The organism is Luteipulveratus mongoliensis (assembly GCF_001190945.1).
Lineage (GTDB): Bacteria > Actinomycetota > Actinomycetes > Actinomycetales > Dermatophilaceae > Luteipulveratus > Luteipulveratus mongoliensis.
In genome coordinates this window covers 684383-706835 of sequence record NZ_CP011112.1, presented here as the reverse complement: position 1 = coordinate 706835, position 22453 = coordinate 684383, and the positions used below count along the sequence as shown (strand labels likewise).

Below are 22453 nucleotides of genomic sequence, written 5' to 3'. Positions count from 1 at the left end.
CTACAGGCGCAACCAGCGCCCAAGCGAGAGGATGACCTGCGTGTTGAGTATCGGTGAGTTCGCACGCGCGAGCGGGCTGACTGCCAAGGCCCTGCGTCTGTACGACGAGCTCGAGCTGCTGACGCCGGCCGAGGTGAACCCGAGCAACGGCTATCGCTACTACGCCCCGGAGCAGGTCGAGCAGGCCCGCCTCGTGGCCCGGCTGCGCTCGGCCGGGGTGCCGCTGCCACGCATCGCGGCGATCATCGGGGCCTCGACCCCGGAAGCCGCGGCCGGTGAAGTGCTGTCGTACTGGCGCCACGTCGAGGCTCACACGGCATCGACCCGCGAGGTCCTCACGTCTCTCGTTGCCCTTCTCAGAGGACAGGACAACACGATGACTTCTTCCCCGACGCTCAACGTCAGCCTCGCCGACCTGATCGCGCGGCTCTACGAGGAGCTCCCCGACGCCGACGATCTGGCCAGGGTCAGCGAGGCGCGACAGCGCGCAGACTCCCTGTCCGACCTCGGTGAACAGCTCGTTGACCACTTCGTCCGCGAGGCCAAGCAGGGCGGCGCGTCATGGAACGAGATCAGCGAGGCGCTGGGTGGGACGACGGCCACCCAGCGACACCGGTCGCCGAACGCCTTCGAGCGATTCACCAAGCTGAATCGGCACTGCATCATGCTCGCGCAAGAGTCCGCACGGTCGTACAAGCATGAGCTCATCGGCACCGAGCACATGCTGCTCGGCCTGCTCGACGAGCCGAAGGGCCTCGCCTACGACGTACTGACCTCGAAAGGCAGGTCCGAGCAGGACCTCCGCACCGCGATCGAGGACGCGATGCCGCCGGCCGGGACAACCACGTTGCTCGGTCACATCGCCTTCGGGCCGGACAGCAAGGAGGCCATCGAGCAGGCCCTCCACGCGTCATCGGATCTCGGCCACAACTGGGTCGGCACCGAGCACACGCTGCTCGGCCTGATCCGCGTCGAGGAGAGCCTCGCCGCTCGCATCCTGCACAACCTCGGCTTCACCTCGGACGACCTGCACGCGCTCATCACCACCGAGATCACCAAACGGTGGCCGAAGCCCGTTGGTTGAGCGGTGGAGCGCCAGTGGAGCCGAGTCGAAACGCGTTGCGACGCAATGAGACTCGGTCCTCGCGTCACCTGACTCGACTCGGCCCCCTAGCGGCTCGCTCGGCTCAACCAGCGAACTCGATCGCATCGGCCGGGGCGATGCGGCGCAGGCCGGGAACGCTGTCGAAGGCAGCATCCGTCGTCACGATGCGATCGAAGCCGGCCGCGAGCGCAGTCGCCGCATGGATCGCGTCACGTCCTCGGATCTCCGTCCGTTCCACCAGGTCGAGCATGTCGTGCAAGACGTCGCGATCGAGTGGATGGATGACGCACATCGCGAGGACGTGTCGGCTCTGCACGAGGGCCGTCTCCCGGTCCGTTCGCCGAAGGCGATGAAAGAGAAGCTCTTGCACGGCCTCAGCACTCACGTGCAGATCCAGGACCCCATCGGCGGCGCGCTCCAGAATCGCTCGGCACGCGTCGCGTTGCTCGTGCGCACCGCCCACCGCGTACGCCAGCACCATCGTGTCGAGGAATGCTGCGTCTGCCATCAGATCGTGCGCTCGAGATCGGCGTCCATAACACTCTTCGTCTCAGCCCAGTCCGGCTCGGTCCCGAGGACTGCCGTGGTGCCGCCCAGCAGATCAGCCGCGGCCCGCTGCCGCGTGGTCTTGTCATCGTTGAAGCGCCAGTCGATCGCCTCACGGATTACCGCAGCGACGCTGCGGCCCGACCGCTCCGCCTCCTCCTCGACCCGCGCATAGCGCTCTCGGTCCAGCAGCAGCTGCAGTCGGCGCTCCATGACACTCATACACATACAGTAGCATGTGTATGAGTGCGTATCAGGCGACGTGGATGGCGGGGGGCTCGGCCAGGGAGAAGAGGCGGTCGAAGACCTCCGCCCGATCGAACTGCAATGCGTAAGCGCGAGAACGCTGTTCGGCTCCGTGTTTGCGTTCGGGAGTCCAGTCGCACACCACTTCGTCGAGCACCTCACGCAGCGTGGTCGGGTCGTGCTGCGGCACGAGCAGTGCGGTGTCACCAACAGCTTCGGGTACGCCGCCGGTCGCGCAGGTGATGACCGGCCCGCCTCCCGCGAGCATCTTCTCGACCAAGGCGATGCCGAACGTCTCGACGAACTCCGGCTGCGACCGGGTCGGCAGCACGAAGGCCGCGCACCCGGCCATCAAGGCCGGCTTCTCCGCGTCGTCCACGTCCGTCAGCACATCGACGCGACCCTCCAGCCCAGCAGCGGCAACCCGATCGCGGATCGCCAGCTCATGCGGTCCTCGCCCGGCCACCACGAGCCGCACGTGTCGGGAGGCGCGACTGCCGGCGTACGCATCGATCAAGTCATCGACGCCCTTCGCGGAGGCCAGCCGCGAGAGGAACAGCACATAGCCGTCACGCGAAAGCCCGCGGCGGCCAAGGGTTTCGGTGATGTCGCGCTCGGTGATGGACAGATATGCCGACGCGTCGACAGCGGGATAGGAGATGGCGATGCGGTCGCGGCAGCGCTGGGCGAATGACGTCCCGTGCATCGCGTCGAGCGTCGCGGCTGAAGCCACGATGAGGTCCTTCGTGTAGTCCGACACCGCGACGCAGTGGTCAGACGCGAGATAGACCGACAGGATGTGCGCCGCCGCACCGAAGCGCCCCGTCTCGACGCACTCGCGCACGACGTTGGTGATGTCCGATCCGACCGCCTCAGCGACGGTGATGACGCGGGCCGGCCCGATGCGCCGCGCCACCTGGACCGCATCGTGCACCGCGACCGCGTGCGGGCTCAGGTAGAGCGACATGGCCACCGTCGGGACGCCGTCGCTGAACAGCTCGACGAGTCGCCCGGTCAGTCCGGCGAGATAGCGACCGTCCGGAACCCGATAGTCACCAATAGGTTCCGGTCGTTCAACCGTGATGCCAGGGCTGTACGGCATCACATGATCGAGTGGCTTGAGCGGCAGCCCGGCCTCCTCGAGACGGTCCAGCGGCCACGTCACGATTCGGACGTCGTCGAAGCCGCGGGTGAGCGCGACCTCGGCCAGGCAGCGCGCCTCGCCGGAGTGCCCACAGATGACCGGGTCGGCACGGACGACGAGGACGAGGCGGCGGGTCGGCCGCGGCGGGATGTGCGTGTGGTCGGCGATGTTCATGCCTCACCTCCAGTGGTGTGCAGGGAGTCGGACGTGGACGGTGGTCGGATGCGGTTGCCCCAGGCTGACGGCAAGGGGCCGAGCTCGATGTGCAGGTTGCGGATGTGGCGGGCCTCGCGGCCGGAGATCCAGGGGCGTTCCAAGGTCTTGCCGTCGACGGCGATCGACTGGACGTACGAGACCGGTCCGCCTGGCTCGACCGGCTCGAATCCTGTTGTGGTGATGGACAACTCGTGGTCCGTCAGCTGCACCGCAGACTCGGAGACTGCCGGAGCTCCCACCAGGAAGAGGTTCTGCCCAGCGACCGGGAACAGCCCGAGCGAGGCCCAGACGTACCAGGCGGACAAGCCGCCCGAGTCGTCGTTGCCCGGCAGTCCACCGCGACCAGTTCCGAACTGGTTGGCGATGACGGCTTGCACCACCTCGGCCGTCCGGTCCGGCCGCCCGGCGTAGTAGTACGCCCACGGTGCCTCGTAGTCCGGTTCGTTGTTGAGCCCCTCGAACCGACCCAGCGCATAGCCCGCGTCCATCTCAGCCACGCTGGGACGTACGCCCGGCTGGGTGACCGGCTCGGCGTCGTATCCGAAGAAGCGATCGAGCAGATCGACGAACGGCGCGTCTCCCCCGGCCAGCTCGATCCGCGCGCGCATGTCGTGCAGCAGGCGGAAGGAGTAGTTCCACCGGCCGCCTTCGTAATAGGTCGAGTCCAGCAGCAGACCGGTCTTCGGGTCGTACGCCGCCCGCCAGCCTCCGGCGTGCGACCGCAGCTGATCGGCGAGCGCCCGGTCGCGCACCTTGCGGGCAATGGCGGCGGTGCAGTGGTAGGCGTAGGCGAGGTCGAGCGTGTGGCTGATCGGGTGGGCGACGCCGTGCACGAGGTAGTCCTCGCCGTACGTCCTCCGCAGGTCCATCTCGAGGTGCACCATGGCCCAGTCCCAGTCGATACCAGGCAGATCCAGCAGACACAGGTCTGCCAGGAAGGTGTGCGCGAGGGCACTCCCTTGGCGTGAGAAGCGGTCCGCGCCCTTCGCCATCCGGTAGCCGATCGGGAGGTTGCCCTCCTGCTCGCAGACCGACAGCATCGAGCTCGCGAGCGCGACCGCCTTGTCCGGGAAGAGCGCCGTCAGCAGAGGCAGCTGGGTGCGGTAGATGTCCCACATCGTGCAGATGTCGAAGGCGTACGGGCCCTCGGTCGTCCAGGACGGGCTCTCGTCCTGCGCAAAGCACGGCTTGATCAGCGAGTGGTACAACGCGGTCCCGAAAACCGTTGCCTGGTCAGCAGACTCGGTCTTGATCTCGACCCGACCGAGGTGCTCGCGCCATGCCTGAGTCGTCTCGCTTCGCCGGCTGGTGAACCCGCGCCCGCCGAGATCCGCGTACAGGTTCGCCTCGGCGTTGTCGCAGCCGCGCAACGAGAAGCCGAGCCGCACCTCGATGGTCTGCTCGGCCCGCGACGGCCCCATGAACATCAGCCCGAACGGACGCAGCGTCGTCGGCCGGATGTAGTCGAAGTCGAGGCGAGTGCCACCGGGCATCAGGCGGCGGTCGTACCAGAGCAGCTGGCGCCAGCCGGGCGCGTCAACCTCGAGGTGGACGGCGAGCGGCACGCCCTCGACGTGGATCTCGCCCTGAGCGACGCCCGGGGCGAGCATCGCCAGGTGTGCCCGGAGCGGGACGGTCTGGCTGTGCGGTATCGCGAGCCCACCGGTTGAGGCGTCGATGACGATGCGCGCCTGCTCGTGGGCAGGGAAGGTGTAGCGGTGCACCGCCGACTTCGGGCCGACCGTCAGCTCACATCGGATGCCGGACCCGAGCGTCGCCGCGTAGTAGCCCGGCTCGGCGATCTCGTCCGACAAGTCCCAAGTTGTCCCGAGGTCATCGAGCGGCCCGAGCATCGGCGACACGCGAAAGTAGTTGTAGTACTTGCGAATTGCCCCAGTGCCCGACTGCTGGAAGTGCGTGAAGCCTGAGGCGACAGGGCGGTCGTACAAGACGTCCGGGACGCCCTCGGTGTTGAAGTCGTAGGTGCCATATCCGGTCGGATACGCCCCTGAGTACGCACAGGCCGACACCATCCCGAACGGATAGGTCGCGCCCGGATGGGTGTTGCCGACCTGCGGCTTGGGCCACCACCAGGTCGCGGCGAGACCCTTGGGCGCGGGCAGCGCCGTGGCGCCGGTCCCGATGAACGGGTCGACATGGTCGAACACCAGGGCTCACCCCCTCGCGCTAGCAGTCAGGCCAACGTAAGAAGTGGATGTTTCAGGCATGTGACCGTTGATCACCGGTCACGTTGCGGGACCCGAGCCGAGTCCTGGTCAGCGCGGGCGGCGTACGAGCTCGATCGCCTCGGCGTAGTCAGGGCAGTCGATGAAGCCGGAGTGGCGCCCCATCCGGTCCACCGCGCCGAGCTGGAGCTCCGGGTCGTACGGCGTCGGGTCGAGCAGCCGCCAGTCGTCACCGCTCTCACGCCGACCGGTCCGCTCATCGATCCGGTCCTCGCCCTCGCCGACACCGACGGAGGTGGAATGCGGATCGCCCTGGGCCATCGACGTACGGTCCCAGGACAGCACCGGCCCGGCGATCGGATCGGTCTCACGGTAGAGGTTGATCCAGCGGCCATCGAGCTGCTGGTGGACCTGCTCGATCAACCCGTGGTTGACGTAGCCGGGGAACGCCCGCGGGAACGCGACCTGCAGCTGTGACCCGAACGTCAACAGGCCGACCCGGCGCGACTCCTCCTCGCCGAGCCACATCGTGGACGCGAACGCGATGAGGCTGCCCTGACTGTGAGCCGCGACCACGACACGGTCGGCGGGACCCTCGGGCGGCTGCACATCGAGCAACCCGAGGTGGAAGCGGATCCGGTTGCGCAGCTCACGAACAGCGAACTGGGAGTAGGCCGGTGGGACGAACGGGTGCGCCGAGTGCGGCCAGAAGGACACCACGTCCCAGACAACGTTGACGCCACGACGAGTCTGCTCCGTGCGCAGTGATCGTCGTCCGAGGACGAGGAGGACCGCGGCCAGGCCGGTGAGTGCGTACGTCCCCAGGCTGGTCACGACGCGCGCGGACGGGCCATCACTCGGGACCGCGCTGAGCCAGCCGAACACCGTCGGCAGGTTGACGTCGAACATCTCGACGGTCGTGACGACGGTGATCAACATGCCACCGATCGCGGTCGTCAGGAACACCACTGGAATGGTGTTCTTGACGCGAGATACACCGCAGGCCAACGCAATTCGCAGGATCCAACGTCTCGGCAGGACGGCGTCCGGGCGCAGGACGTCGTACGACGCCTCCACCTCTCGTACGAGCGCGGTCCGCTTGGCGATGGTGAAGAGCAGGCCGACCACGACCATCGTGGCGAGGAGAAGGACGGTCAGACCCCAGGCGTACGTCGTCCGGTAGATGAGCGCCGTCTGCGCGTTTGCACCGACCAGCCGAGCAGTCCCGAGCACGAACGCCCCACAGAAGCCGACCCCGATGAACACGCCGGTCGAGGCAGCCGCCCAGGGAGCCATACCGCCGGCGTACCGGCGGAACGGTCGCGGATCGGCGTCCTCCTGGTTGCGGGTCAGCCAGGCCAGGATCGCATTGGCGATGAGCAGCGCCAGCACGCCGACACCGACGACAGCGGCCAACCAGCTTGAGTACCGGTCGAAGTCGAGCGTCAACGCGTGACCATCGGTGCCCGCCAACGCGCCGACCGAGCACGCGATGAGCCCGACGGAGGAGAGCAGGGCCGCGACACTTACCGGCCTCATGACCTGGTCGTGCCACATCTCGTGCCGCTGCGTGCCCGTCACGGACCCCGACGGGTCACCGAGCAGCGTGGTCGCGGCGGCGATCAGGATCAGGACGATGAGGCCCGCCACGAACAGGGCGTCAGGGAATCCGCTCGACGAAACCCGTTGTGCCGTAAGACTTCCGATGATCGCGACCTCGGTCCATCCCGCGGCGAGGTGCAGCCGGCCGAGGGTGGGCGCATCCGGATCGCCGGCGTAGAACGCCCTACGACAGAGGCCGACGGTGGTGGACTCCGCGATCGAGCCGGGTGCGTCCTCGGGCGCCCGCCTCATACGGTGCTGGTTGCCGAGCTGGTGCAGACCGAGCAGCACCAGGGCACCCACGACCAGGCCCGCCGACATCAGCAGGCCGGTCCGGACTCCCTTGAACGTGTCGAGCCCTGCGGCCCACTGCCAGGCGAGCAGGTCGACAAGGATGAGCCCGATCGACAGGCCGAAGATGCAGGTCAGACAGATGCCCAGGGCCCGGATCAGCGCACCGACGATGGTGTGCCAGACGCGCTCGGGCCGACGGTCGCCCGGGTGCGGCACCATGAAGGCCGCCGCGTTGACGAAGCCGAACGGCACCAGGATCAGCCACAACCCCTGGCGCCAGCTGCCCGACGTGAACCGCCCCCAGTGGTAGCCCTCCAGGATCCGGCCCGGCTTCTGCAGCTCCTGGCCGAGGGTGTCAGTCGGTCGGAAGAAGCGACCCGAGGAGTCGCCCGCGACCTGCTTGGTGTGGGCGCTTTCGAGGAGGTCCTCGGGCGGCGCGCCGCTGACGCCGTGGATCCGCAGCTCGACCCAGTGCCCGGCCATGTCCGTCTCCCCGCTGCCGACGCTTCTATCGAGACGAGGCTACGGAGGTGGGCGTTGATACGTGCGGCGTACGCCCGTTGTTCCCGATCACTGTGGACGCCGCCATTCCATCGGCACAGGCCCGCGTTCGCGTGGCACGATGCAGTGCGTGTACGAGCCCCGCGACCTGGAAACCACGTCGTGGAAGGCCTGGGAAGCCGGCGTCGCCGAGCAGCTCCTGAAGCATGGTCCGGACGAGAACCTCGTGATCATCCCGCAGGCCCGCGCCTTCCCGGCCGCCCCTGAGCCCGCCAAGGGCCGCCTCACGGGGCGATTGCGCAACCGTCGCCGCGACCTCCTGCCGGCACCCGTCGTACAGGCGATGCGTGAGGAGAACAGCCTCCTGCTCGATCTGACCGGTCCGGCGTCAATGGGCGGCGAGTACGCCTGGACCGACGACCAGATCGAGGCGCTCATCGACCTCGGCTGGCCGGCGCCGATCAAGGAGGGTGCGGCGGTCTTCATGATGTACCTCCCCCGGTCACCCCTGCCGCCGCGGCCCTACCTGCCCGACGTCGTCGCGACCTTTGCGGCCGACCTGATCGGTCAGACCCTGCGCGATGTCGTGTGGTGCCAGTCGCCGACCGACGTCGCGGTCGAGGGCGGCTACCCCGACTGATGGCCGTCTCCGAGGTCGATCTGGGCCACCTGCATCGCTGTGTCGCGCTCGCTCGCGAGGGGCTCGCGGACGGCGACGAGCCGTTCGGCTCAGTGCTGGTCGACGCCGCCGGGCAGGTGCGCTTCGAGGACCGCAACCGGGTCAAGGACGGCGACGAGACCCGTCATCCCGAGTTCGAGGTCGCGCGGTGGGCGGCGCGCAATCTCTCGCCCGCTGAGCGCGCGTCCGCGACCGTCTACACCTCCGGCGAGCACTGCCCGATGTGCTCGGCCGCCCACGGCTGGGTAGGGCTCGGCCGCATCGTGTACGCCGTCTCGTCGGCTCAGCTGGTGCAGTGGCGGCAGGAGTGGGGCCTGCCCGCCTCCCCCGTCACTCCCCTGCCGATCCAAGAGCTCGTGCCGGGCGCGGTGGTCGACGGACCCGCACCCGAGCTGGTCGAGGAGATGAAGCAGCTGCACCGACCGGTCAGCTGAGGGTGATCCGCAGCGCTGAGTGATCGGTCAGTCCCGCGACTCGCGGCTCGTGGTCGAGATCGCAGGCCGTGACCCGGCGTACGACATCGGGCGAGGCGAAGGCGTGGTCATAGCGGCAGCCCGCCCCCGAGTGGTCAACCCAGCTGATCGCGTCACCGTCCGGGTGATGCGCGCGGTAGGCGTCGACGAGGCCGTGCTCCTCGGACAAAGCGTGGTACGTCGCAGTCTCCTCAGCGAGGACGTAGCGCAACGTCGAATCATGTTGTGGATCAACAAGATTCAGATCGCCGATCATGAGCGACGGACCACTCGTCGGCAGCCACTCACGCAACCAGACGTCGTACGCCGTCAGCCACTCACGCTTTCGCTCACGTTGCGCTTTGCTGCTGTATCGCACGGGGTCGCTCGCGGCGCCGTAGACGCCGACGATGAGCAGCGGGTCTGCGCCGACCGGATGCACGGCACAGACTCGACCGGGCAGGACCATCGGGCAAGGCAGCTCGGCGCTCTCGATGTCGACGTCCCGGCCCACGACCAGCACACCGAGATCCTGCGGGTCGGACGCGAGCACGGAGTAGCCGGCCGCGCGGCAGACCTGCGCAATCAGCCGCGAGCCCGGGCCCTTGCCGACCTCGGTGAGGACCAGCACCTCGTCCGGCTGGTGCCACAGCCACTCGAGCAGACCCTTGGCCCGCTCGGCCGGAGGGTTCGACACGTTGAGCGTGAGGACGCGCAGCACACGCTCACCCTGCCATCCGGAATAGCGTGGCGGCCGACGCCGCTGCACCGGGTGAGACCAACCAGTGACGCGGTGTTCCTCGACCGGGTGCTGATCGAGGTGCGCGCCGCTGGCGTGGCCGTCCGCGCCGTACGTGCGCCACTAGCATCTGACAGGTGGCCGCCCAACTCTTCACCCTGCTTGGTGTCGTGGTTGGCGCAGTGGGGTCGTTCCTCGCAACATCGGCGGCAGAGCGGGCGAGGTACAAGCGGGAGTTGGCGACCCGCTGGGACGAGCGACGGCTCCAGATCTACATCCAGTTCTCCACTTGCGTGAAGGACATAGCCGCCAATGCGGCGCGCTCACTCCAGGTCAGCGACGACACCAAGAAGGCCGAGTTCCTCGAGGTCATGGAGCAACGCGAGCTTGAGCGGTCGGGCCACTTCGAAACACTGATGCTTCTTGCTTCGGCCTCTGCGATCGATGCGGCCCACGAGGTAAACCAGCGGATCTGGGATGGGTTGGTCGCAACAAGGAACGGTGAGGATCCAGGGGACTATGGCCTGGTCGAGGCGCTCAATGCCCTCTACTCCGCTGCTCGTCGCGACCTGGGAGTCGACGGCCTACCGCAGTCCCTGTGATCCACGAAATGATGACCTGCTGACGGTCCTCCCGTACTCCCTGGAATAGCGCAGCGCCTCGCGCTGCTGCATCACGCGAGACCCGACCCGCGAGAGGACAGCCGATGCGCGCAGCGACCTACCCGGCGTACAGCACTGATCTGAGCACCATCCAGGTGACGGAGGTGCCCGACCCCAAGGTGTTCCCCGGCTGGGTGCTGATCGAGGTGCGCGCCGCGGGCGTGAACCCGGTCGACTGGAAGGCGATGACCGGCGGGCTCGACCCGCTGATCGATGCGGTCTTTCCTGTGATCCCGGGCTGGGACGTCGCCGGCGTCGTGACGGCGGTCGGCATCGACACCCCGGAGTACCAGGTGGGTGACGAGGTCATCGCGTACGCCCGCAAGGACGTGCTCAGTGCCGGTTCGTTCGCCGAGCAGATGGCGGTGCCGGTGACGGCCGTCGCGCGCAAGCCCGCTTCCCTCACCTGGGAGGAGGCGGCCGGCCTGCCGCTCGCCGGCGGCACTGCACTCCGGACGCTCGACCGCATCGAGGTGTCCGACGGCGACACCGTGCTGATCCACGCTGCGGCCGGTGGCGTCGGCAGCTTCGGCGTGCAGATCGCCCGCGCTCGCGGCGCCCGAGTGATCGGGACGGCGTCCGAGCGCAACCACGACTACCTGCGCAGCCTGGGTGCCGAGCCGGTGACGTACGGCGAGGGGCTGGCCGAGCGCGTACGCGAGCTCGCGCCCGATGGCGTGGATGCGGTGGCGGACTTCGTCGGTGGCCAGCTCGAGACCACGCTCGCCGTCCTGCGCGAGGGCGGCCGGCACGCGTCGATCGCCGACGGCACGGTGGCCGAGCACGGCGGCAGCGCTGTGTGGGTCCGGCCGGACGGCCACGAGACGGCACGTCTGGTCGAGCTGGTGGACCAAGGTGAGCTGAAGGTCGAGGTGTCCGCAACGTACGGACTCGATCAGGTGGCCGAGGCCTTTGCGGCGAGCCAGAGCGGCAAGGTCCGCGGCAAGATCATCATCGTCCCCTGACCCTTGCGGCCCAGTACGCACCGCCCAGCAGCACGACCCCGACGACGCCGACTCCGAGCAGCCATCTGAAGGGTTTTTCGCTCCCGGCGGGATCGTCCTCCGCCGCGGATCCGACCGGCGGAGGCGAGTGCTCGGCAGCAACGGGCGAGTAGGCGTCGAACCCGCTGGCAGCGACCTCGGATTCCTTGACCATGCTGGTGCCGCGACACAAGGACGTGACGAGGCGGCCGCTCTCCAGCCTCGCCAGCACCATGCGTTCCTCACCTGACTCGAAGGTCACACCGCAGTCGCCGCCGCCACGACCCTCGCTGTAGACAACGGTTTTGGCACTGACGGTGCCCTTGTAGACCCGACTGACGTCGAGCGCGAACCGCACAAGATCACCGTCGCTGCCCCGCCGTTCCGCCAGCCGCCCGACGAAGGCCGCATCCGACTTGCTGAGGAGCTCCGGCGCTGAGCTCGAAGCGCATGAGCAGGCGTGGGCGGGCGCAGGCAGTCCGATGAGGACGCCGAGAGCCAACAGGACCACGGCGCCGAGCGCGGGTAGACGTCGCATACATCCTGTACGCCGCTCGCGCCTGCGAGGTTGCTCACCGTTGGTCGAGTAGCCGGAGCGCCAGCGGAGGCGTATCGAGACCCGGCGACCACGTGCACCTGGTCTCGATACGGCCTCGCCTAGCGGCTCGCCCTACTCGGCCGGCTCTTGCCGACGAATTCGCTTGCCAGCTGGACGAACTCGTCGGCGCGCTCGATCTGCGGCATGTGACCGGTCTGCGCGAACAGGTGCGTATGCGCGTCCGGCAGGACCGTGGCGACCGACTCCAGATGCTCGACCGGCAGCACGTTGTCGGTGTCGCCCCACACCACGAGCACGGGAATGCCGCTCTCGCGAACCGCCGTCAGCAGCTCGCGCCGCCAGCCGGGGAAGGTGCCGAAGCCGGGTACGCCCATGGTGAGCGCGGTGCCCATGAAGGTCGCCTGGAAGTCCGGCTGTCGACCGACCGTGGCGGCGTGCTTGATCATCTCCGGCGTGGCGAAGGACGGATCGTAGAACAGGTCACGGTTGATCTGCGCACCGGCCTCGCGCGCCTTCAGCCCGGTTCGTCGACCGATGCCGCCGGGCACATTGGACAGAGCAGCCCACATGATCGGCAGTGGCGAGATGTGGACCTTGCGCCCGAAGCCCGCCGAGTTGGCGAGCACCAGGCTGGCCACCCGCTCCGGGTAGTGCGCGGCGACGGCCATGGCCACGGCACCGCCGAGCGAGTTGCCCATCAGGTGCACGGGTCGTTTCTCACCGAGCGAGTCGAGCACTCCGACGACTGCCTTGGCGAATCCCTCGAGTCCCGGCCGTCCTCGCATCTTGCGCGTCAGCCCGAAGCCCGGCAGATCCATGCTGATGACTCGGTGGTCGCGAGCGAGCAGGTCATGGCTGGCCTTCCAGTCCTCCAGACTGCGGGCGATCCCATGGATCAGCAGGATCGGCTCACCGTCGTGCGGACCGCTGACCCGGACCCGGACAGGACGGCCACCGACCGTGACCTGCCTGGTGTCCGTAGCCGTGGAGTAGTGCCGTGACCGACCCGTCGGGACTTCCGACTCGAACATGGTCAACTCGCCACCTCCAGCTCGGGCGCCCGTGCAGGCTCGGGTACGACGGCCGGTCCCGGCCGGCGTACGGCTGACCTCGCGGTGGGCTTGAGCGTCTTGCTCAGGTTCGTACGCATGGTGGTCGCCGCGTCGATGATGTAGTTCTGCCGGACCAGCCACGGGCTGCGGTCACCCTGCCGGGGGAACTCGTTGATCGAACGCTGCACGTAGCCAGAGGCGAGGTCGAGCAGCGGTCGTTCCTGGAGCTCGCCCTGCGGCTGCGGGACGACAGCGGCGTAGTCGTTGCTGTCCATGTGGTTGAGCACCTTGCAGACCAGCCGCGAGGTGAGGTCGGCCCGCAGCGTCCAGGACGCGTTGGTGTAGCCGATGCAGACCGCGAAGTTGGGGACACCGGTCATCATCGCGCCGCGCCACACGAACTGCTCGGTCAGATCAACCTTGGCGCCGTCGACGTGCGGCTGGATGCCGCCAAAGGCCAGCAGCTGCAGGCCTGTTGCCGTCACGACGATGTCGGCTTCGAGCACCTCGCCGGAGTTCAGCCTGATGCCCTCAGGAACGAACTCGTCGATGTGATCGGTGACGACGTCCGCCGTGCCCTTCTTGATGGCCTTGAACAGGTCCGCGTCCGGGACTGCGCACAGTCGCTGGTCCCACGGGTTGTAGCTCGGGGTGAAGTGCTCCTTCACCAGCTGCTCGTCCTTGAGGATGCGCGTCGACAGCGACGTGAACAGCTTGCGCGCCCTCTCGGGCTGACGCTGGCAGAACTGGTACAGCCCGATCGTGAAGAGGATGTTCTTGGTGCGCACGACTCGGTGCGCAGCGTCGGCCGGCAACGCAGCTCGGATCTTGTCGGCGAGCTTGTCCCGAGACGGCACGGCGCTGATCCAGGTGGGTGAACGCTGCAGCATCGTGACGTGCGACGCCTGCTCGGCCATCGACGGGACCAGCGTCACAGCCGTGGCGCCGGAGCCGATGATCACGACCTTCTTGCCGGTGTAGTCGAGATCCTCCGGCCAGAACTGCGGGTGGACGACCTCGCCGGCGAAGGAGTCGATGCCGGGGAACGTTGGTGCGTAAGGCTGCTCGTAGTTGTAGTAGCCCGCGCAGGAGTACAGGAACTCGCAGGTGAGCGTGCGGCGTACACCGTCCTGCTCCAGCGTGAGGGTCCACAGAGCCTCGTCGGTCGACCAGTCGGCCGAAAGCACCCGGGTGCCGTAGCGGATCTTCTCGTCGATGCCGAACTCGGCAGCGGTCTCCTTGATGTAGCTCAGGATCGACGGGCCATCGGCGATGGACTTGGCCTCACGCCACGGCTTGAACGGGTAGCCCAGCGTGAACATGTCCGAGTCGGACCGCACGCCCGGATAGCGGAACAGGTCCCAGGTGCCGCCCATCGTGTCGCGCGACTCGAGGATCGCGTAGCTGCGGTCGGGGCACTCGGTCTGCAGGCGGTAGGCCGCGCCGACACCGGACAGGCCGGCACCGACGATGACGACGTCAAGATGGTCTCCTGCGCCTTCTTGACGACCCTCCTCCTCCGGCCGAGGTCGCAGGCTCCCCCGGGCCGGCATCGTCGTCTCGCCGGTCGGGGTCGTCTCATGCGGGGCGGTAGCGCTCATACCGTCCATAGTGGATGGTCGTACGGTCCGAACGCTTGACTTTGCGCGACAACCATTTGACGCTGGACGACATGCCCGTGGTTCGTTCGGCCGGTTTGCGGGGTCTGCGCGCCACCATCGCCGAGCTCGGCGGCAACGCTGAGAAGTACGCGCTCCTGGCCGGGCTCCCGATCGAAGCCCTCGATGGCGACGACCTGCTCGTCGAGGGCGAGGCGGCGGCGACCGTTCTCGAGATCGCCGCGCATGAGCTCGACTGCCCGGACCTCGGGCTACGGGTCGCGGCGCGTCAGGACTTCGGGATGCTCGGGCCGCTCGCGCTCGCCATCCAGAACTCGCCCACCATCGGGGACGCCCTCGAGTGCACCTCGCGCTACCTCTTCGTGCACGCGGAGGCGCTGAGCCTGTCCTTGGTGGACGATCCTTACGGCACTCGCGGCATCGTCGCCGTCCACTACGGCGTGACGGAGCCGTTGCCGGATGGACTGCCGTTCCCGATCCAGGCCACCGACATGGGCCTGGGGTTCCTGCATCGGGCCATCGGATTCCTCGCGAACGGGCCGTACGGTCTGCGAACCGTCGAGCTGCCGTACCGGCCGCCGGGGCCCATCGCTGCGTATGAGTCGTTCTTCGGCGTGCCGGTCCGTGTCGGCCGTCCGGCCGCGTTGCTCCGCGTGCCGTTGAGCCTGGCGTCGCAGCCACTGACGGACATCGACACGAACGTACGCCAGCTCGCCCTGGCCTTCCTCGCCGAACGGGCGCCCGAGGCGCCCAACTCACTGGCGCCGCGCGTACACAGTGCTGTTCAGCAGTCGCTTGGCACGACACCGCCCGAGATTGCTTCTGTGGCAAGGCTTCTCGCACTTCACCCGCGCACACTGCAACGTCGCTTGGCGGCCGAGGGAACGTCGTTCGCGGCCATCGTGGATGACGTACGCCGAAACGCCGCCTCCCGCTACCTCACCACCACCGACATGCCGATGAGCCAGGTCGCCGGCCTGCTGGGACTGTCCGAGCAGTCCGCGCTGACCCGGTGCTGTCGCCGCTGGTGGAACACCACCCCCTCCGCGGTCCGCCACGACCCGACCCTCGTCACAGGCTGAGCCTCAAGCCAGCGCGCTCGCGAGGTCCGTCTGGGAGTCGACAATCACCGCGGGAGGCCGGCGTCGTCGTACAGCTCCTGCGTCTCAAGAAGACCGCCACGCTGCACCTCGGCTTGGGCCGCTGGTTGAGCCGGCGAGCCCCTGGGCGAGACGAGTCGAAACCCGGTGCCGTCCAGGGAGAATCTCCCTGTGCGTCACCGGGTTTCGACTCGGCCTTCGCTAGCGCTCCAGCCGGCTCAACCGGCGGGGGTCAGAGGATGCCGCGGGCGTGGAAGGCGGCGGTCACCTTGGCGGCGTCGGTCGCGCCGTACAGCGAGGTCGCGGCGTCGACCGTGTTCTTGGCCGCCTTGGCGAAGTCGGTGTCGGGAGCGAAGTTGAACTGGGCCTCCAGGATCACCTTGTTGGCCTTGTCACGGCCGAGACCCTTGTTGATGTCGAACAGCGCGTTGGACCAGATCTCACCGTCGTCGTGCACCTCGCCGGTCTTGTCCGCGACCGTCTTGTCGGTGTCGAGGCGACGGATGCAGTGCGGCGTGGTCGACGTGTAGGACGTGCTGTCCCAGTCCATGACGCAGGCCCACGGCGTCGTCGCGTTGTCAGGGCTGTTGGGCTGCGACATCGTCATCGCGAGGTAGTCACCGAAGCCCTCACCGATCGCGCCACCCTCCTCGGTGCTGCCGAAGCCGGGCACCTGGTCGTCCTGGACCGCGTGGCCGTACTCGTGCCGCACGACCTCCTGGTCCTCCGCGTCGTCGACGCCGCCGGTGCCGAACGTGATGACGTCCGATCCCGGTGAGTACCAGGAGTTGTCGTCCGTCACGGTGTCGACGCTGAGGTCCTGCGCCTCGTTGTTGACGTTGGTGAAGCCGAGGCCCTGGAAGTAGGTCTGCGTGGTGTCGACGGCGTAGTAGGCGTTGACCTGCTCGAAGCCTTCCTGGCTCCGGTCGAAGTTGAACGTCCCGTTGGTCGACTTCACCGCCGCATGCTTGGCCTTCTTCTTGGTGCTGTTGACGACCGTGGCGTACGTGCCGTGCAGGTAGCCGCTGGTGTCCAGGTGACTCAGCGTCGCCGTCTTGTAGGCCGCGGTCGGCACCGCGGACGCCGAGTTGTTGCTGTCCTTCAGCGACTCATTCTGCTGGGAGACAATGGGATTCGGGTCGAACACCTTGCCGGTCGCGTCTGCATGGCGACGCTCGTCGACCACCTTGAGGACCTTGCCGTCGGAGGCGCCGACGAGGACCTGCTTGTCGGTGGTCGTACGGACTTCGTACGCCAGGCGAGTCGTCGCGCCGGGCACGATGACCAGCCGCGAGCTGCGCGTGGGGCCATGGGCGGCGGCCTTCTGTCGAGCAGTCGCGGTCGAGATCGCTGCGCTCATGCGCGGGAGCTTGCCGACCGTACGCCGCCCGTCCTGGACGACGCTCTTGCCCTTGGTCGTGTGCACGGCGTAGTAGCCACCAAGGACGGGGACGCCGTCGACGGTCTGCTGGTACCAGCTGTGCGTCCCCAGCAGGGAGTGCCGTACCCGGACCGGAGTGAGGTTGGCCGGAACCGCAGCCGCGCTGAGCGTCGGCGACTTGGACTCGTGGGCTGATGCGCCCGGGGTGCCGAAGGACGTGGCGGCCAGGCCGCAGACGGCAGCGGCCGCGAAAGCAACGGGAATGCGCATGAGAGGTCTCCGTCACAGAGCTGAGGGGTGGTGCGGATGGCACAGAAGACCACGCACCCCATACCCGGCGGTAGACATCGGACGATCTCTTTACCTGTCGCCTGAAGTCAAAGGTCTGTCGTCCTGAGTCAAGCGCTCGGCGTACGCCCCCGCGCAGACTGGACAAATCGGCCCGCGCCGTTGGGCTGAAGGACTTGGAGGAGCAGCGTGCCGCAACTAGAGAATTTCCCGTTCCTTGGTGGAACAGCGGTCCTGACTGGCGCTGCGAGCGGTATGGGCGAGGAGATGTCCTACCAACTCGCCGACCGCGGATGCGACCTCGTGCTGATCGACCGCGACGCCGAGCGGCTGAAGGACGTGGAGTCGACCATCCGCGCCAAGCACCCCGATCTCGGCGTTGATGTCCTGGTCGCCGACCTGTCCGACATCGACGCGCTGCCGGCCCTCGCCGCCTCGATCCTGCAGCTGCACCCCGACATCACGCTGCTGATCAACAACGCCGGCGTCGCTCTGGGTGGTGAGTTCCTGCATGCCACCGCCGAGGAGTTCGACTGGGTGATGGACGTCAACTTCCGAGCTCCCGTCGCTCTGACCCGACTGCTCCTGCCAACTCTCCTGGAGACCCAGGGCAGCCACGTTGTGAACGTCTCGAGTCTGTTCGGACTGATCGCACCACCTGGCCAAACTGCTTACGCATCAAGCAAGTTCGCGATCCGCGGGTTTAGCGAGTCGCTGCGCCACGAGCTCGACGGCAAGGTCGGCGTGACCACCGTGCATCCCGGTGGCATCAAGACCCGCATTGCCGAGTCGGCCCGGATCGCCAGCGGCGCTCCGGCTTCCCAGGTGGCGCGCGGCAAGGAGGGCTTTGCGAAGCTGCTGACGTATCCCGCGGACAAGGCTGCTGCTCAGATCCTCGCCGGCGTCGAGAAGCGCAAACCGCGCGTCCTGATCGCGTACTCGGCCGTGGTCCCGGACGTGCTCGCCCGACTGTTCCCGGCGTCGTACCTGAGTGTCATGAACCGGCTCCAGCCATCCGCGTCCCGCAAGGCCACTGCGAGGGGTTGATCAGGCCTGAACGGGCCCCGGCCGCAGGCCCGTTCAGGTCGGACCCAGCAGTGGCGAGAGCCGACGACGCGCCGCGCTGACCAGCTCGTCCACCCGATCCGGCCGACGATCGATCGCCCACCGGACCACGTCGATCGCCGCCAGAACACGCATCGGCTCCAGGGTCGGCATCAGGTCAGCGACGCGTACGCCATAACCATCCGCGAACGCATCGACGTCGGCTGTCGGCGGTCCGTCGTCGTCGGCCGTGCCGTCGAGCAGGTAGACGAAGTCGTGGTGCGGGACCGGCGCGACGGTCGCGCAGCCCCAGTCGATGAGCACCGACTCCGACTCGGGTCGAACGAGCAGGTTGCGCGGCGCAAGGTCACCGTGGCACAGCCCGAATTCGAAGGAAGCAGAACGCAGCTCGCCGATCAGGTCACGCACGTGCTGGCGTTGCTCGGCCCGATAGACGCCCAGCCAGATGAGCGGATCACCCTCGCGCAGCTGACCGTCGTTGTAGTCCAGGTGCGCGCGCCACGCGGCCTCCGGGTCGCGACCGAATCGTCCGAACAGTCCGGCGGGCGCATCATGCAGGCTCACGCCGCGAACCGCCCTGGCGTAACGGCCGAGGTCTCGCCACAACGCTGCGGTGGGTCGCGTGTCGCCGCTCGCGCCGGGCACGAACCGATGCACAAGGTAAGAGGCGCCGTCGATCTGGTCGTACGCCACGACTTCGGGACTCGGCACCCCGCACTGTGCCGCCTGCGCCAGGCACCACACCTCGGTGGCGAACTCGTCCTCGCGCTTCGGGTCGCGGGCGAAGCGGATCACGCAGTCACTGACGACGAAGACATGGTTGACCGACCCGTGACCGGACAGGTCACGGGGCTCGTCGCCGGCCAGCCCGACCTGACGCGCGATGCGACGCGCGCGATCTGAGGGCTCCTCCGAGGTCAGGCTTTGTTCTCCTCGCCGGCGATGTTGACGAGCCAGCCGATGCCGAACTTGTCGACGAGCATGCCGAACTCATCGCCCCACACCTGCTTTTCCAGCGGCACCGTGATCTGACCGCCGTCGGCGAGCTTCTCGAACCAGCCGCGCAGGTTGTCGTCGTCGTCACCGCTCAAGCTGATGGTGATGTTGGTGCCGGGCTTGTAGTCCATCCCGGCCGGGGTATCGGAGGACATCAGGGTGAAGCCGTCCGGGGTCTCGAGCATGGCGTACATGACCTTGTCGGCGTCGTCGCCATGATCGGCGCTGAACTCCCCGTACGTGTTGGTCTTGAGGTCTCCCCCGAGGACTGCGTGGTAGAACTCCATCGCTTCCTTGGCATTGCCGTCGAACGATATGTACGGGTTGAGGCGGCTGGGCATGGCGGGCTCCTGACAGGCGACGTTGGCTGACTCTTCGGAGGCTAGACCCGGCGACCGACAGCAGTTGTCCGTTCGACGGACAGCGACCATCTGTTCACCATGACCTCAGAGGTCATCGACGCCACGACCTCTTCGGGCGAGAGTCATCACATCAACCGAACACGACTCTCCCGTAAGGACGTTCGCCATGAACACTCTCGCCGCCTCCTACCTCGCCACCTGGAACGAGAAGGACGCCGACGCCCGCGCCAAGCTGCTCGCCGACCACTGGGCCGACAACGCGTCGTACTCCGACCCGATGGCTCAGGCGTCCGGGCACGACGCCATCGGCGCGACCATCGGTGCCGTGCAGGAGCAGTTCCCCGACTTCGTCTTCACGCTTGTCGGCGAGGTCGACAGTCACCACCAGCAGGCCCGCTTCCAGTGGGGCCTCGGGCCGGAGGGGGCAGAGCCGGTCGTGATCGGCTTCGACGTCGTCGTCACGGACGACGACGGCCGGATCGAGACGGTCCTCGGCTTCCTCGACAAGGTGCCCGCCTGAGGGTGGGGCCGGCCCGCCGCCGTGAGGCGAGGCCCGCACGCAGCCCGCGACCGTCGTACGAGGTCGCGGGCCTGGCGCGCGAGTGGCGCTCAGATGAACAGAAGGCGCCTAATCCCTTGCCCTGACAGGGTCATTGTCAAAAACTGACACTCTGTTTGCCATTGAGAGAACGATTTCCCATACGGTCGGGGTAAGCGCATCCCCTCTGCGCTCCACATCCTTGGGAGGACTCATCACATGTCTCACGAAAAAGGCCTGTCTCGTCGCAGCGTCCTGAAGGTCGCCGGCGGAGTCGCAGCGGCCACAGCCCTGGGCGGGGGCGTCTCCTTGACGACAGCATCGTCCGCGAGCGCGGCCGGCCCGCTGACCGTCACCGCGCACGAGACGTACGGGCGGATGGAGTACTACCGCTTCGCCACCGACGAGATCGAGTGGGACCCGGCGGTCAACGTGCTGCTGCCGTCCGACTACTACACGAGCGGTAAGACCTACCCCGTGCTCTACCTCCTGCACGGCGGGCAGCAGGACTTCCGCTCGTTCGACATGGATCCCAACTTCAACCTGCGCGGCTTCACCGAGGGCAAGGACCTCATCATCGTCATGCCAGATGGTGGCGCTGCCGGTTGGTACAGCAACCCGGTGAACGCGAACAACGGCCCGCACAACTGGGAGACCTTCCACATGGGTCAACTCGTGCCGTGGATCGAGGGCAACTTCCGCACCTTCGCCGAGTACGACGGCCGCGCGGTTTCCGGCTTCTCGATGGGCGGCTTCGGCGCGCTCAAGTACACGACCAAGTACTTCGGGCACTTCGCCTCGATCAGCGCTCACTCCGGACCGGCCGACCTGCGATGGAGCGGCGGCGCCGTCGCACACTGGGCCAACGTGTCCTCGATGGCCGTCGAGCTGGCTGGTGGCTCGATCTACGGGGTGCCGGCCTGGGACCAGGGTCGCGTGTCCGCGGACAACCCGATGGAGCACATCGAGAGCTTCCGCAACAAGCGGATCTTCCTGGTCGCCGGCACGAGCCCGGCGCCCACTGACCCGTGGAGCGTGTTCAACGAGACCGGCGTGCTGGCCACGCAGCGAGTGTTCAAGGACGCCCTCCGCGGGGCCGGCATCCCGTTCGAGGACAAGGAGGTCGACGGCGGCCACTGGGTTCGCCCCGACCTGCTCCAGCACGACATCGAGGGCGTCATCGCCCGCCTTCGCAAGGCCTGACCGTCGCTATCTCGACGTGAGGAACCGTGCGCTCGAGCGCACGGTTCCTCACGTCGTTTGCGACCGCCTCATCAACAGATGAGGCCGGACGCGCGGCCTACTCCTCCAAGGTCGGCCAGATCTTGAGGAAGCGGTCGAGCTCGTCGTCGGTGAGGGTCACGCCCATCTCGCGCAAGAGGTCCGGCAGCTCACCGTCGGCGACCGGTCGGCGTACGGTTGGCCGACCCGGCACGCGGGTGGTGACGCCGGCGACCGAGACCGTGGTGTGCTGACCGTCGCCGTGGCGAGCGAGACTCAGTCGGCGCCGGAAGTTCGACCACGGGTGGGTGCTGGTGAACAGGTGGCCCATCTCGATGTCGACCGGACGGACCGGCACCTCGTCGGTCGTGTGCATGAGATCCCAGCCCTCGCTGCGCAGCCGATACAGCTCCCAGGCGGCGCCGGAGGCACCCATGTCGATGCGGCGCACTCGATACGGCCAGCCGTCCTGGTCGTCCTCCGCGCCGTCCTCCAACGGGATCGGGCGCAGCAGACTCATCCCGAAGCCCGGGTCAGTCAGGTAGCGGCGACCGTCGAGGACGACCGTCACGACCAGGTGCGTACGCGGGGCGCGTGACGCATCGCCCACCCGACCGAGGTGCCGCTCGATGTCGTAGCCGAGCCGCTCCAGCACCGCCGCGAAGAGCGTGCCGTGCTCGAAGCAGTAGCCGCCCCGACCGCGCTCCACGAACTTCGCCTGTACGTCCTTGAGCGCGACTCCCGGGTGCTGCTCCAGGAGCACGTCGAAGTTCTCGAACGGGAACGTGCGCACGTGTGCGGTGTGCAGCTCGCCCAGCGCCTCAAGGCTCGGCGCGCGCTGCGCGACACCAACGCGGCGAAGGTAGGCGGGAAGGTCGAGATCGCCCAGCTGCCAGTCGTACTCACTCATTCGTAGT

22 protein-coding genes are annotated in these 22453 nt (G+C 67.7%); 9 read left to right on the top strand and 13 right to left on the bottom strand.

Features of this window, described 5'->3' with window-relative positions; genetic code table 11:
* Positions 1-40 precede the first annotated feature (40 nt).
* Positions 41-1084 carry a MerR family transcriptional regulator gene (locus tag VV02_RS03310; protein ID WP_052589809.1) on the top strand — a complete coding sequence of 348 codons (1044 nt, stop codon included), beginning with the start codon at positions 41-43 and terminating at the stop codon, positions 1082-1084.
* A gap of 103 nt (positions 1085-1187) precedes the next feature.
* Here VV02_RS03310 and VV02_RS03305 read toward each other — a convergent pair whose 3' ends face one another.
* From VV02_RS03305 to VV02_RS03285, 5 genes are all read right to left on the bottom strand, one after another.
* The gene (locus VV02_RS03305) at positions 1188-1613 is read right to left on the bottom strand and encodes a type II toxin-antitoxin system VapC family toxin (RefSeq protein WP_052589807.1); all 426 of its coding nucleotides are present in this window, start codon (positions 1611-1613) and stop codon (positions 1188-1190) included.
* Entirely contained in the window at positions 1613-1873 is a 261-nt protein-coding gene (locus tag VV02_RS03300; protein WP_157063250.1) for a ribbon-helix-helix protein, CopG family, read from the bottom strand. The genes VV02_RS03305 and VV02_RS03300 overlap by 1 nt, the downstream gene beginning before the upstream one ends.
* Before the next feature lie 31 nt (positions 1874-1904).
* Positions 1905-3215 carry a glycosyltransferase gene (locus VV02_RS03295; protein WP_052589804.1) on the bottom strand — a complete coding sequence of 437 codons (1311 nt, stop codon included), beginning with the start codon at positions 3213-3215 and terminating at the stop codon, positions 1905-1907.
* The gene (locus VV02_RS03290; RefSeq protein ID WP_052589802.1) at positions 3212-5425 is read right to left on the bottom strand and encodes a glycoside hydrolase domain-containing protein; all 2214 of its coding nucleotides are present in this window, start codon (positions 5423-5425) and stop codon (positions 3212-3214) included. Before VV02_RS03290 ends, VV02_RS03295 begins: the two co-directional genes overlap by 4 nt.
* Before the next feature lie 108 nt (positions 5426-5533).
* On the bottom strand, positions 5534-7822 hold the full coding sequence (locus tag VV02_RS03285) for a hypothetical protein (protein WP_052589800.1): 2289 nt from the start codon (positions 7820-7822) through the stop codon (positions 5534-5536).
* Between the two features lie 148 nt (positions 7823-7970).
* Here VV02_RS03285 and VV02_RS03280 point away from each other — a divergent pair, with 148 nt between their 5' ends.
* Both VV02_RS03280 and VV02_RS03275 read left to right on the top strand, forming a co-directional pair.
* Positions 7971-8480: a TY-Chap domain-containing protein gene (locus tag VV02_RS03280; RefSeq protein ID WP_052589798.1), complete on the top strand. Its 510-nt coding sequence runs from the start codon at positions 7971-7973 to the stop codon at positions 8478-8480.
* Positions 8480-8953: a nucleoside deaminase gene (locus VV02_RS03275; protein WP_052589796.1), complete on the top strand. Its 474-nt coding sequence runs from the start codon at positions 8480-8482 to the stop codon at positions 8951-8953. Before VV02_RS03280 ends, VV02_RS03275 begins: the two co-directional genes overlap by 1 nt.
* On the opposite strand, the gene VV02_RS03270 is transcribed toward VV02_RS03275, so the two are convergent.
* Positions 8946-9692: an endonuclease/exonuclease/phosphatase family protein gene (locus tag VV02_RS03270; protein WP_052589795.1), complete on the bottom strand. Its 747-nt coding sequence runs from the start codon at positions 9690-9692 to the stop codon at positions 8946-8948. The genes VV02_RS03275 and VV02_RS03270 overlap by 8 nt on opposite strands.
* A 155-nt stretch (positions 9693-9847) precedes the next feature.
* On the opposite strand from VV02_RS03270, the gene VV02_RS03265 reads away from it, so the two are divergent.
* On the top strand, positions 9848-10312 hold the full coding sequence (locus VV02_RS03265; protein ID WP_052589793.1) for a hypothetical protein: 465 nt from the start codon (positions 9848-9850) through the stop codon (positions 10310-10312).
* A gap of 104 nt (positions 10313-10416) precedes the next feature.
* Positions 10417-11337 (top strand): NADP-dependent oxidoreductase, encoded by a 921-nt coding sequence (locus tag VV02_RS03260; protein WP_052589791.1) that lies wholly within the window; start codon positions 10417-10419, stop codon positions 11335-11337.
* Here the strand turns inward: VV02_RS03260 and VV02_RS03255 are convergent.
* The 3 genes from VV02_RS03255 to VV02_RS03245 all read right to left on the bottom strand — a co-directional run bounded on the left by VV02_RS03255 (position 11324) and on the right by VV02_RS03245 (position 14567).
* Complete coding sequence (locus tag VV02_RS03255) at positions 11324-11893, bottom strand: hypothetical protein (RefSeq protein ID WP_052589789.1); 570 nt, start codon at positions 11891-11893, stop codon at positions 11324-11326. The genes VV02_RS03260 and VV02_RS03255 overlap by 14 nt on opposite strands.
* A 119-nt stretch (positions 11894-12012) precedes the next feature.
* Positions 12013-12945, bottom strand: coding sequence for an alpha/beta fold hydrolase (locus VV02_RS03250; protein ID WP_083449868.1), 933 nt, complete (start codon positions 12943-12945; stop codon positions 12013-12015).
* 2 nt (positions 12946-12947) lie between these two features.
* A complete protein-coding gene (locus VV02_RS03245; protein WP_245632985.1) occupies positions 12948-14567 on the bottom strand; it encodes a flavin-containing monooxygenase in 1620 nt (539 codons plus the stop codon).
* A 71-nt stretch (positions 14568-14638) separates the two neighbouring features.
* On the opposite strand from VV02_RS03245, the gene VV02_RS03240 reads away from it, so the two are divergent.
* A complete protein-coding gene (locus VV02_RS03240) occupies positions 14639-15667 on the top strand; it encodes an AraC family transcriptional regulator (protein ID WP_052596483.1) in 1029 nt (342 codons plus the stop codon).
* Positions 15668-15917: 250 nt separating this feature from the next.
* Here VV02_RS03240 and VV02_RS03235 read toward each other — a convergent pair whose 3' ends face one another.
* Complete coding sequence (locus VV02_RS03235; RefSeq protein WP_083449867.1) at positions 15918-17336, bottom strand: M4 family metallopeptidase; 1419 nt, start codon at positions 17334-17336, stop codon at positions 15918-15920.
* A 207-nt stretch (positions 17337-17543) separates the two neighbouring features.
* Between VV02_RS03235 and VV02_RS03230 the strand changes: the two genes are divergently transcribed.
* Entirely contained in the window at positions 17544-18401 is an 858-nt protein-coding gene (locus VV02_RS03230) for an SDR family NAD(P)-dependent oxidoreductase (RefSeq protein ID WP_052589787.1), read from the top strand.
* Positions 18402-18434: 33 nt separating this feature from the next.
* Here the strand turns inward: VV02_RS03230 and VV02_RS03225 are convergent, their stop codons facing one another.
* Together VV02_RS03225 and VV02_RS03220 are read right to left on the bottom strand one after the other, a co-directional pair.
* Complete coding sequence (locus VV02_RS03225) at positions 18435-19262, bottom strand: phosphotransferase enzyme family protein (protein WP_281177331.1); 828 nt, start codon at positions 19260-19262, stop codon at positions 18435-18437.
* A gap of 74 nt (positions 19263-19336) precedes the next feature.
* The gene (locus VV02_RS03220) at positions 19337-19756 is read right to left on the bottom strand and encodes a VOC family protein (protein WP_052589782.1); all 420 of its coding nucleotides are present in this window, start codon (positions 19754-19756) and stop codon (positions 19337-19339) included.
* Positions 19757-19943: 187 nt separating this feature from the next.
* Between VV02_RS03220 and VV02_RS03215 the strand changes: the two genes are divergently transcribed.
* Together VV02_RS03215 and VV02_RS03210 are read left to right on the top strand one after the other, a co-directional pair.
* The gene (locus tag VV02_RS03215) at positions 19944-20297 is read left to right on the top strand and encodes a nuclear transport factor 2 family protein (protein ID WP_052589781.1); all 354 of its coding nucleotides are present in this window, start codon (positions 19944-19946) and stop codon (positions 20295-20297) included.
* Positions 20298-20534: 237 nt separating this feature from the next.
* Positions 20535-21518 carry an alpha/beta hydrolase gene (locus tag VV02_RS03210; RefSeq protein WP_052589779.1) on the top strand — a complete coding sequence of 328 codons (984 nt, stop codon included), beginning with the start codon at positions 20535-20537 and terminating at the stop codon, positions 21516-21518.
* 97 nt (positions 21519-21615) lie between these two features.
* Here the strand turns inward: VV02_RS03210 and VV02_RS03205 are convergent, their stop codons facing one another.
* On the bottom strand, positions 21616-22446 hold the full coding sequence (locus tag VV02_RS03205) for an arylamine N-acetyltransferase family protein (RefSeq protein WP_052589777.1): 831 nt from the start codon (positions 22444-22446) through the stop codon (positions 21616-21618).
* Positions 22447-22453 lie beyond the last annotated feature (7 nt).